We start from the raw sequence: 12,130 nt of genomic DNA, 5'->3' as shown, positions 1-12,130 counted from the left end.
AATAGTTGATTACTTTTTCGAAAGAAGTAGTATCTTTTGAGAGTAGATTTTATTGATAATATTAGTAATTGAGATATGAGTTTTCTATAAATCTTTATTCTCTCTTTATTGTCTCTATATATTTATATGCTGCTTCTGTAACGACTCTCCCTCTTGGTGTACGATTTATATAACCAATTTGTAGCAAGTATGGTTCATAAACCTCTTTAATAGTTTTTATATCTTCTCCAGTGGATGCAGCAATAGCCTCTAAACCGACAGGCCCTCCATTAAATTGAAAAATCATAGTTTCTAAAATTAGATGGTCAGTCCAATTTAATCCTCTAGAATCTATTTTGTATAAATTTAAAGCATCTATAGCTAGATCTTTTGTAATAAGATTCATTTGTTTAACTTGCATATAGTCTCTAATTCTTTTTAGCAAGCGATTAGCAATTCTAGGAGTTCCTCTAGAGCGGATAGCAATTTCATTTGCTCCTTCATCAGTAATTGGAGTTTTTAAGACTAAGGCGCTACGCTTAATAATTAAAGCTAATTCATGATACTCATAATACTTTAAACGTTGAACTAATCCAAAACGATCTCTTAAAGGGAAAGATATACTGCCAATTTTAGTAGTAGCTCCGATTAAAGTAAATTTCGGTAAAGAGATACTGCTTATTTTAGTTAGTTGTCCTTTGCCAATTGTGATATCAAGACGATAGTCTTCCATCACTGGATATAATATTTCTTCAGTTAAATGATTTAATCGATGAATTTCGTCAATAAACAAAACGTCTCCAGGCTTTAATTTTACTAAAAGTCCAATTATATCTTTGGGCTTTTCTAGAGATGGTGCAGAAGTAATTTTACAATCAACTCCCATCTCTGATGCTAATATCAAAGAGATAGTTGTTTTTCCAAGTCCAGGTGGGCCATATAAGAGCAAGTGATCAATTGGTTCTTCTCGCAACTTAGCAGCTTTAATAATAATGTCTAGTACATTCTTTAGATCTTTTTGCCCAATATACTCTTTAAAAGAATTTGGACGAATATCATCTATTAAATAATTTTTTTCTTCATTTTTTTGAATATTAGATAGATCTCTTTTGTACTCTTTTGAAGTATTTTTATTAGTTCTATCTTGAGGTGTTTTATTACGTTTGATGATCATTAATTTAGTACTTCTGGATCATTGATTACCATAATACTTTTATATAAAAGCTAAATGGCTTAATATTTTAGGCAATGTTACTATTTAATAAATCTTACCTTAGGGTAAACATTATTTCTAAAAAACTGAGTTTCTATTTTAAAACTTGTTTATAAATTCAAGAGCTTTAATATTACTTTTTTAAATGTTGATACAATCTCAAATTTTGCAAATACCAATTCACTTATGAGATTATCTTTCAGGCATAGCCTGAAAGATAATCTCTTAGGATTTCTCATACATATTAATAATAAGAAAAAAATAATACACTTCTATTGATTTAGTTAAAGTCTTATGTATTAAGATATAAGTGTAAATTAATAACAATATTTATATTTAGCTGAACAAATTAAGATTTCTACTATATGGGAAAATATTAATAACTTAGAATCAAACAAGAAAATAAGCTAATAAAATGGTGGAGACTAGATATTTTATGGATTTAGTAATTTTAGAAAATTTTTTAGATAATGCATCGTTTTTTATTTTGTTATTGACAATGCTAATTTACTGGATAGGAAAAGCTTTCCCTTCTTTAACTTGGCTACCTACCTTAGGAACTACCGGAGGAATAATAGCAAATTTACTGATAGCAACTTTGCTAGGAGCAAGATGGCTAGAAGGCGGTTATTTTCCTTTAAGTAATCTATATGAATCACTTTTTTTCCTAACTTGGGGTATTCTTACTACTTACTTAATAACTGAATCGATGCTTGGTATGTCTCTAATAGGAGTTGTTACAACACCTATAGCTATGGCAATTACCGCTTTTGCCACAATGTCTTTACCATCAAGCATGAAGGTTTCAGCTCCCCTTGTTCCTGCTCTTAAGTCTAATTGGTTGATGATGCATGTTAGCATTATGATGTTGAGTTATTCTACTTTAATGGTAGGCTCCATTATTTCTATTGCTTTTTTAGTTATTACAAGGAATCAAGATATTAATCTTCGTGGTAGTTCTGTTGGAACAGGAAGTTATAGAAATAATTTATCAAGAAATTTTCCTGAAAACACAAATCATTTGATTCAAAAAGTTCAGAATTCTAACAACAAAGAACTTAATTTAGGTATAAATAACGAATCTATTATTAAAACAAATTTATCTCCTCAACATCTTCAATTAGCAGATAATTTAGATAATCTTAGTTATAGGATCATAGGCTTAGGATTTCCGTTATTGACTATTGGTATAATAGCTGGGGCAGTATGGGCAAATGAAGCTTGGGGTTCTTACTGGAGTTGGGATCCAAAAGAAACTTGGGCTTTTATTACTTGGCTGGTATTTGCCGCTTATTTGCATGCCAGAATAACCAAGGACTGGCAAGGTAGAAAGCCAGCAATTCTAGCAGCGGGAGGCTTTGTAATGATCTGGATATGCTACTTAGGAGTTAACCTTTTTAGGAAATGGATTACATTCTTATGGTTGGTTTTTATAAAGCAAATTTTTCGTTAGACTAGTAGCTTTTCTATAATGTTAAGAGTCAAATTTTGTATAGTTTCTAATAATTATTATTAAACAATTTTCATGTTTATTTATCATTCTATAAACTAGTCAGTAAAATACGAAACGTTTAATGTGGACATCTCTTCATACAAAAGTACATAAAACTCTTCAAAATAGTTTAATTCTTCCTCCGAAAAAACGTATCTTGGTTGCAGTTTCAGGAGGGCAGGATTCACTCTGTTTGCTCAAAATAATTATGGATCTCAGGATAAAATGGGATTGGGAGGTTTCTATTGCTCATTGTGATCATGGTTGGCCATCCGATACAGGAATTTCTGATCATGTTAAGAAGATATCTGAAGAATGGAATATTGATTTTTATTTAAAACGAACACAAATATTAAAAATCACTGAATCTATAGCTAGAGAGTGGCGTTACAAAGTATTGTTAGAAGTCGCAAGAGAGAATAACTTTACCGCAATAGTAACAGGTCACACTTTAAGCGATTTGGCAGAAACAGTCTTATATAATTTGATCAGAGGTGCAGGAAGCCATGGCTTAAGTGTATTAACAAATACAAGACCTTTAACTAATTCAATCAATTTGGTACGTCCTTTATTAAATACTTCCCGTACTGAAACATTATTTTTTTGTAGGCAACTTAACTTACCGGTTTGGGAAGATGAGGTTAATACTAATTTTGATTATGCACGTAATAGAATCCGTAAACAGCTAGTACCATATTTAAAATTAAATTTTAATCCTCAAGTTGAAAAAACTTTATATCAAGCATCAAAAGTTTTAAAAGCAGAATCTGATTATTTAGAGAAAGAAGCAGGAAAAATTCTAAAACTAGCTTCTAATAAAAAGAAAACTCAGCTTAATAAAAAAATATTACAAACAATACCCTTGGCTTTGCAAAGAAGAGTCATTCGGATGTTTCTACAACATAACAAGTTACAAGCTCCAAATTTTGAACAAGTAGAAGAAGGAGTAAAACTTATCAACTCTCCCCATGGTTCACAAACATCCTCATTTTCTGTTCAAGTTGTTTTGGAAGTCTATGATGACTATATCGTAAAAAAATAGTTTAAAAATATTACGCCTAAAAATACAAATATAATTTTAAGTAGTTCAGTCTAATATCTTTATAACCTTTTACTCTTCATGAATTTACAATCTATGATTTTGCGATAATTAAGACAATTTTTAGCAATGATACTTGTATTTTGATTGATAAAAAATAATATTGTCTAAAATACTTAAGTTAAATAATGTTATGTACCTAAAAAATAAAGTCAATAAAATGTTCACAATTATGAAAATTTAGTGATGTAAAAATTATAAATACAAAACTAAATTTTAGTTTTTAGAATACTCAGAGAGATATAACAATTTTATAAAATTTCAAATAAGTGATATAACTAGAATAGTTATGACAGAAATTGTCTAAGTAAAAAATGAAAGCTTTATATTAGCTTTAATTTTACACTTATTAATCTTCAGTTTTTTATATAGGTAAAATTTGATAGGAGCTTTGTTATTATTTACAATAAGATATCAAATATACCGGATGATAGTACTTTTCCTAATCATCAGTCACTGACTTTTTGCTCTAATAACGTATGATTTTGACTTAGATTTTTTTATAAAAATATCTTTAGTTACATATTATTTTATAAGTTTTAGTAACTAATTTATTTTATTTTTCTTACTTATGAGCTCAGAATGTCACTTCTATTGTTAAAATAGTAAACCGGATATATTTGTATAGAAAAACAAATTAATTTTTCTAATTCTTAATGAACTTAGTTTCTAGTAAAAATTATCCTTTATGAAAATAAATTTCTTGTCTGCTTTAGAAACATATTTCTCCAACACAACATCAAAAATTTTCTAAAGCAATTTTATAATCTATAGAAAAGAAAGTAATCGTCATCCTTAAAATAGTTATTACTAAAGTTAGTATATATTTTTTAAGTAAAATACTTGCAGTATTAGATTTAATGTTTACTTTTTCATTGTTTAGATTCATTTAAATTCACTTAACATTTTAGAAAGGACTATTATAAATGGAATTTTCAATCGCTACACTTTTATCCTACTTCAGTGATAACAAATTGGTGGCGTCCAAATATTTAGAAAAAAAATTAGGGTGTGAAGATGACAAAAGTATACAACAGTTACAAGCTATACTTGACACCTTAGAATTAATAGGAATTTTGGAAAAAGAACGAGGTAAATATCGCCGTGTTATTGAAGATAACCTTGTTCAAGCTAAGTTACGTTGTTCAAGTAAAGGATTCTGTTTTGCTATCCAAGACGAAGAAGATGAAGAGGATATTTACGTAAGAGAAGCTCATTTAAGCAATGCTTGGAATGGAGATCGAGTACTAGTTAAAATTATTAAGCAGGGAACTCGTAGACGTTCACCAGAAGGAGAAGTAAAATTAATTTTAGAACGTTCCAATCCATCTCTATTAGCTCAAGTTAAGAAAGATAATGATAACTATTATGCTATTCCTTTAGATGATCGCTTATTATTTGAGTTATCACTTGCAGAAGAAGGAAATAACTTAGAAAAAGCTATAGATCACTTAGTTCATGCTTCCATAGTTCGTTATCCTATTGGAGAACATCCTCCTGTGGGAAAAGTTACTCGTATCCTAGGTAGTGATGCAGAAGCAGCAGCAGATACTGATATTGTTTGTTGTAAACATGATTTACCACAAAATTTTACAGAAAATGAATTAAAGCTGGTAGATCAGTTGTCGAAAAAAATTGAAACTAAGGAATTAGAAAAGCGTTCTGATTGGAGAGATGTTACATCTTTTACTTTTATTGAAGATGTAGTTAGAGATTGTCCACCATTTATAGAAACCGCATTTACTCTAGAAGAAACAGAAGATAATCATCTACAGTTGGGAGTTCATATTATAGATGTTGCTCATCATATTCAATCAGGTTCACCCCTTGATAAAATAGCTAAGAAACGTGGTACAACTTTCTACTTAGGTGAAAAAGTTTTACCTATGTTGCCAGAATCTATAATAAAAAATTATTCTTTAAAGCCAAATAAAGATTCTCTGACAATTTCAGTAATTATGAATTTTGATAGAAGTGGCCAACTTTTAGAATTTTCAATAAAGCCTACAATTATTAACATTGACCATCAACTAACTTATCAAAAGACACAAGAGCTTTTGGCGGATCCAAGTAAGGTTAATAGTAAACAAAAAGGTTTTGTTGAAAAACTCCAAAATTTATTTTTTACTGTAAGTCCTTTAATTAAAGCTCAAAGACTTCAAAGAGGAGGTTTTGAGTTACAACTTGAACCCAAATTACCTTACCAAGATGAAGGTAGGATTGGAACTATTGTAGCTTCATCTAAAACTCCTATTCGTTCCTTACTAACCGAACTATTAATTTTAACGAATAAGGTTGTAGCTACACATATTAACGCACTAGGAGTACCAGGAATTTACTGTATTCAACCAGAGCCAGATTGGGAAGAATTAGAAGATTTATTAAAATTGGTTCAAAATCTAGGGATTGAATTCAATCTTCAAGATGATGAAGAAATTATTCCGCGAGATTATCACAATTTAACTCAGTTATTAAATAAATCCTCTCATGTCAATGTTCTTAATTATTTACTTCATGGAACTCTAAAATCTTCTAGATATAGTAGTTATCCAGGAGCCCATTTTGGCTTAGCATACAATGACTCTTATAGTCATTGTATATCTCCAGGCAAACGGTATATTGATTTGCTGATTCAACGAATACTAAAGTTAGTTTTTAGCGAAGGTAGAGACCGTAGGACTAAACAGACAAAAATAGGGGTTGATCTTTATAGTAGCAAATGCCATGGTAATATTACATGGAATGTTTTACCTCCAACAATTCAAGAAGAATTGGAAGAAGATTTTCGCTTTTTAGTTACTCATCTTAATGATCAAGAAAAAATTGCCGAAAGTGCAGAAAAAGATCTTGAAGGATTAAAAAAAGCTGAGAAAATGAAAGAACAGACAGGAAAAGTTTTTCAGGGGCTAATTACAGGTGTTCAGTCTTATGGTTTCTTTGTTGAAATTGAACATTTATTGGTAGAAGGATTAGTTCATGTTAGTTCTCTTAAAGATGATTGGTACGAGTATCGTTCTCGTCACGGATGTCTAGTGGGTCGTAAAAATCATATAGCTTATCGTTTAGGAGATGAGGTCGAAGTTGAAGTGAAGAGTGTTGATTATTATCGACAACAAATTGATTTAGTTACTGTTGGAGGAGGAAGTGCCGCAAATAATAATGATTGGGATGAAGATTAATGATAATAAGTATTTTAAAAGGAGTTAAAAAGTATGAGTTTTTATCGCCAGGTGTACAAACAGACAAATAAGGTAAAAAGATTAAAATCTATATTCTTTTGTTTAATTTTTAGTTCATTAATCTTTCTTTCAGGTTGTGTTCACTATGATGTAGAAATAAACTTTCATAATCAAAACCATGGAAAAATTGTTCAACATATTAGTGTAGTAGAACAATTATCTAAGCTTAGTCCAATTGAGGTAGATAAATGGCTAGAAAGCTTAGAAGATCGTACCAGGAAGTTACGAGGAAAAGTTAAAAGGATTTCTAAAAACGATCTATTACTGACTATTCCATTTAGTAGTAGTGATGATTTAGTAGAAAAATTTAATTCGTTTTTTAGTTTTAATAGATCTTCTTCGACTTCGGATGCCAAAATTGAAGATTACAACATACCTCATTTACAGACACAAATATCAATTAAGAAACACAGTTTTTTATTAGCAGAATATAATCAGTTGAATATTGAAATTGATTTGCGTGATTTAAACATATTATCTGAGAAAGGAAACACATTAATTAATCCAAAATCGTTAGCAGATTTAGAATTTACTTTAAGCACTCCTTGGAGTATTAAAAATGTTCAAAATAAGAAAAAATTTAGCGAAAACTTTAATAAAGAAAAACAACAAATTAGTTGGAAAATTAAAGCAGGAGAAATAAATAGAATAGATACAGCATACTGGACTCCTAATTATTTAGGACTAGGATTTGTTTGTATTTGCTTGGTAACACTATCAGGAATTTACATCAAAAATCGAATATCATCTAAAGTATAAATTAATTTAAAAATATTCGATTTTTGTGTTTACAAAATAAAGATGATGGTATGTCGCGGTTTCAAATATTAAATTTGATAATATTTTTTGATGCGTTTCATCGCCTTTTCAATATTTTCCCTACTATTGAAAGCTGAAATACGAAAATAACCTTCTCCTGAAGAGCCGAAGCCAGAACCTGGGGTTCCTACAATATTTACTTTTTGCAATAGTTCGTCAAAAAATTCCCAGCTAGACATTCCCCCTGGAGTTTTCAACCATATATAAGGCGAATGAATACCTCCATAAACTTGATTTAATTTTGTAGTACCTAGCTGTTCACGTATTATTTTTGCATTTTCAAGGTAAAACCTTACCAAACAATCAACTTGTTTTTTCCCTTCTTCCGAATAAACAGCTTCTGCTCCTCTCTGAATAATGTAAGATACTCCATTAAATTTAGTAGATTGACGGCGATTCCACATGTCCCAAATTTTAATTTTTGAATTATTGGCTGTATTCGCCATTAAAGTCTTCGGTACTACAGTAAATGCACAACGAGTTCCTGTAAATCCAGCATTTTTAGAAAATGAGCGAAATTCTATAGCACAATCTTTAGCTCCTTCTATTTCGTAAATAGAGTGAGGAAGGCTTTCATCTGTAATAAAAGCTTCATATGCTGCATCAAAAAGGATTATTGAATTGTTAAACCGTGCATAATCGACCCAAGACTTTAAATAATCTTTAGTTGCAACAGCACCAGTTGGGTTATTAGGAAAACAAAGGTAAATTAAATCCACCTTAATATCAGGGATCTGAGCAACAAAATTATTTTCTTCTTTAATAGGAAGATAAATAAGATCATCATATCTATTTTCCGCATTAATGTAGCCTGTATTGCCAGACATTACATTTGTATCTACATAGACTGGATATACAGGATCTGTGATTGCAATTTTATTATTTTTACCAAAAATATCAAGGATATTTCCTGTATCACATTTAGATCCATCGGATATAAATATTTCTGAAGAATCAATATCACAACCTCTTAATTGGAAATCATGATACGCGATTTTTTCTCTTAACCATGAATAACCTTGCTCTGGGCCATAACCTTTAAATTTTTGACGACATCCCATATCTTCTACGGCATTCATCATAGCTTTGATACAAGCTTCTGGGAGAGGTTCGGTAACATCTCCAATACCAAGTTTAATCAATTCGTTTTTTGGGTTAGAATCCAAAAAAGTATTAACTCTTTTTGTTATTTCAGGGAAAAGATATCCTGCTTTAAGTTTAAGATAATTTTCATTTATATTAACCATATTATTTAATTAACAATATTTTAACTGTTATTTTTATTTACGTTTAATTACTAATTTAATGGATAACTTCCATTAAGAACTAGATATTTTGAAATTTATAAATTATCTTCACAAATTTGTCCATTTTCTTTTAAAGATGGATATTTTCTACTATTTTTTTTATATAGTTTTGAAATATTGGGATAACTCCATTCAAACAGAATCTTATTGTATGTTGTAGGTGATAGTTGCATTTTAGTATACATTTTTGCTTCTAATCTTTGGCGTTGAGCTTCAAATAAAATAACTGCAGCAGCAACCGAAACATTCAAAGATTGGACCATTCCCAACATAGGAATGGTTATATGACCATCAACTAATTGAGCAGCTTCTTTGCTTACTCCCCACTTCTCTGCCCCTAATAAAATAGCTACAGGCTCTGTATAGTTTACATTTCTATAATCAATTGCAGTTTTACTAAAGTGAGCTGCATAAATCTTAAATTTTCTACGCTTTAGAGCATTTATTGCATCATCAATACTTATATATGTTGTTATGAAAACCCATTTTTCACTACCTTGAGAAACTTTACTGAATGTAGGATATTTCCCGTTTTGATTAACAACATGAAGATCTAATATACCTACTGCATCACAAGTACGAATAATTGCTGATAAATTATGAGGCTTGTGAACATCTTCTATTAAAACAGTTAAATGAGGTTGACGTTTTTTTAAAACTTCTTTTATGCGATTATGACGTTTATATAGCACAGGATATTAGATATTTTTAATGTTACACTTTATTTGCTAAATGAATCATATAACATTTTTTATTATTTAAAATAGTTTAATTAACCGAAACAAGTAGTTATTAATCTATAATTATTATATGTATGTTATTGAATATCGGAAAACTTATGTTTTCATTTATTCATATTAATATAAAAATTCTACATGTAACTCTTAAAATAGAATATATATCTCAATATATTTAGGCAATAATAACAATCACTGTCCAAATATTTACGATATTTGTAGAGTTCAACCCATGATTTTTCTTGGTATATATTAAAAGGAGTATTTATGATTAGTATTGACCTGGCTTTAAAGTATACACCTATTCCAATTTCTGTACAAAGAAAAGAAGTTGCAGATGCAGAGATTTTATATCAGCAAATTGTTACTGCGATGCAATCTTCTCCTCAATTAATTGAACTTACTTGTGAAAAGCAAACTGAAAAAAAGGTTGCAGTTATGAGTGATCACATTGGAGCAGTAATTGTTTCTCAAAAAGATAGTAGTGCTGGAACTGGAAAAGCTCCTGGATTCTTTTCTCTAATAGATACGAAAAACTAAATATTTATCAAGTATGCGATCTACTAAAAACTAAATAATATTTTCTTGTATAGATCGCTATTTTATTTAATTTCATATGATAGTGGAACTGATGCTCCGCAGAATAGTCCTGGCACAAAATGAAAGTTTACATTTTTACTAAAAAACTTAATATTACAACTTAACTCTACAGGAATCGTTTTTAAAAAATAGTATTATTTATGCTTCATCATATGCTTCGATATCAAGTAAATATAAATAAGGTTCAGCTAAATCTTGACGTTGAAAAAGTATTGTTCGTAATATATGCCAGTCTTTAAGGGACTCGAAAGGATTATTGTAGTCATCTTGGTCTAAGCGGCCTACAAGGGCTATTATGTCTTCCTCCGTTAAAGCGGAAATATCTTTTTCTGTTAGATTTATGGTAGTCATTCCGCATTTTCTCCAATACTTTTTAAACAATAGCCATCATAATTGTAGCTTTATTCTTTTTTTAAGCTTCAATCAGTTTACCAAAATTTAATAATTTTTTAAAGATAAAGATATTGACTTGTCTAAAAAATAAAAATCTTTATGATTTAAAAGCACTACGATATCTACAATATAATGAATTTAAATTAAGAGAAGTTATATGGGTAATACCTTTGGTAAACTATTTCGTGTCACTACATTCGGAGAATCTCATGGAGGAGTAGTGGGTGTAATTATCGATGGCTGTCCTCCATGTCTAGAAATATCTGAAATAGATATTCAAAAAGATCTTAACCGTCGTAGACCAGGTCAAAGTAAAATAACTACTACTAGAAATGAAACAGATCAATGCGAAATCGTTTCTGGAATTTTCAATGGCTTGACCTTAGGTACTCCTATTACTATCTTGGTTCATAATAAAGATTTTTTTACTCAAGACTATGATGAGTTGAGTGATAAATTTAGACCATCTCATGCGGATTGGACATATGAAACAAAATATAAAATTAGAAATTGGCAAGGTGGGGGTAGATCTTCAGCAAGAGAAACTATTGGTAGAGTAGCTGCAGGGGCGATCGCAAAGAAAGTTCTTGAACAATTTAATAAGGTTGAAATAATTAGTTATGTGAAACAAGTTAATTATTTGGAAGCTATTATTAATCCGGATAAAATTACTTTTGAACAAGTTGAGAATAACCTAATTCGTTGCCCTGATCCAAAAATTGCTAATCAAATGATTTCTTTAATAGAGGATACTAAAAAAAACAATGATTCAATAGGAGGAGTTATTGAATGTGTTGTACGAAATTCTCCCAAAGGGTTGGGAGAACCAGTATTTGATAAGTTAGAAGCTGACTTAGCCAAAGCTGTGATGTCTCTACCAGCAAGTAAAGGGTTTGAAATAGGTTCAGGATTTAGAGGAACGTTAATGACAGGGAGTCAACATAATGATGAATTTTATATAGATAAAATAGGAAATGTTCGCACTAAAACCAACAATTCAGGAGGTATCCAAGGAGGAATTAGTAATGGGGAAAATATTATTATTCGTACTGCTTTCAAACCAATTGCAACTATTGGTTTAAAACAAAAAACTGTTACATCTGGTAATCTAGAGGTATTCTTAACCAGTAAAGGAAGACATGATCCTTGTGTTTTGCCTAGAGCAGTTCCGATGGTTGATGCGATGGTAGCTTTGGTATTGTGTGATCATTTATTACGTTGGCAAGCTCAATGTAAAGTATTAAATTAAAAT

General features: G+C 30.1%; 9 protein-coding genes and 1 pseudogene. 6 read left to right on the top strand and 4 right to left on the bottom strand.

Annotated features, from left to right (window positions below; genetic code table 11):
* Positions 1–94: 94 nt before the first annotated feature.
* Positions 95–1,153, bottom strand: coding sequence for a Holliday junction branch migration DNA helicase RuvB (ruvB, locus tag UCYN_RS04695; protein WP_012954362.1), 1,059 nt, complete (start codon positions 1,151–1,153; stop codon positions 95–97).
* A 475-nt stretch (positions 1,154–1,628) separates the two neighbouring features.
* On the opposite strand from ruvB, the pseudogene ccsB reads away from it, so the two are divergent.
* The 4 genes and pseudogenes from ccsB to UCYN_RS04675 all read left to right on the top strand — a co-directional run bounded on the left by ccsB (position 1,629) and on the right by UCYN_RS04675 (position 7,781).
* Positions 1,629–2,628, top strand: a pseudogene (gene ccsB, locus UCYN_RS04690) (c-type cytochrome biogenesis protein CcsB).
* Positions 2,629–2,766: 138 nt separating this feature from the next.
* Entirely contained in the window at positions 2,767–3,726 is a 960-nt protein-coding gene (gene tilS / locus UCYN_RS04685) for a tRNA lysidine(34) synthetase TilS (protein WP_012954360.1), read from the top strand.
* A gap of 983 nt (positions 3,727–4,709) precedes the next feature.
* A complete protein-coding gene (locus tag UCYN_RS04680; protein ID WP_041487771.1) occupies positions 4,710–6,962 on the top strand; it encodes a ribonuclease R family protein in 2,253 nt (750 codons plus the stop codon).
* A gap of 33 nt (positions 6,963–6,995) precedes the next feature.
* Complete coding sequence (locus UCYN_RS04675) at positions 6,996–7,781, top strand: DUF3153 domain-containing protein (RefSeq protein WP_012954357.1); 786 nt, start codon at positions 6,996–6,998, stop codon at positions 7,779–7,781.
* Positions 7,782–7,849: 68 nt separating this feature from the next.
* On the opposite strand, the gene UCYN_RS04670 is transcribed toward UCYN_RS04675, so the two are convergent.
* Positions 7,850–9,088, bottom strand: coding sequence for an LL-diaminopimelate aminotransferase (locus tag UCYN_RS04670; RefSeq protein WP_012954356.1), 1,239 nt, complete (start codon positions 9,086–9,088; stop codon positions 7,850–7,852).
* A gap of 95 nt (positions 9,089–9,183) precedes the next feature.
* Complete coding sequence (gene trmH, locus UCYN_RS04665; protein ID WP_012954355.1) at positions 9,184–9,840, bottom strand: tRNA (guanosine(18)-2'-O)-methyltransferase TrmH; 657 nt, start codon at positions 9,838–9,840, stop codon at positions 9,184–9,186.
* A 312-nt stretch (positions 9,841–10,152) separates the two neighbouring features.
* Here trmH and UCYN_RS04660 point away from each other — a divergent pair, with 312 nt between their 5' ends.
* Positions 10,153–10,425, top strand: coding sequence for a UPF0367 protein family (locus tag UCYN_RS04660; protein WP_012954354.1), 273 nt, complete (start codon positions 10,153–10,155; stop codon positions 10,423–10,425).
* 198 nt (positions 10,426–10,623) lie between these two features.
* Here UCYN_RS04660 and isiD read toward each other — a convergent pair whose 3' ends face one another.
* Positions 10,624–10,836 (bottom strand): protein IsiD, encoded by a 213-nt coding sequence (gene isiD, locus UCYN_RS04655; RefSeq protein WP_012954353.1) that lies wholly within the window; start codon positions 10,834–10,836, stop codon positions 10,624–10,626.
* A gap of 199 nt (positions 10,837–11,035) precedes the next feature.
* Here isiD and aroC point away from each other — a divergent pair, with 199 nt between their 5' ends.
* A complete protein-coding gene (aroC, locus tag UCYN_RS04650) occupies positions 11,036–12,127 on the top strand; it encodes a chorismate synthase (protein WP_012954352.1) in 1,092 nt (363 codons plus the stop codon).
* Positions 12,128–12,130: the final 3 nt, after the last annotated feature.

This window comes from Candidatus Atelocyanobacterium thalassa isolate ALOHA (assembly GCF_000025125.1).
GTDB lineage: Bacteria > Cyanobacteriota > Cyanobacteriia > Cyanobacteriales > Microcystaceae > Atelocyanobacterium > Atelocyanobacterium thalassae.
This window is presented reverse-complemented; position numbering and strand designations above follow the sequence as displayed.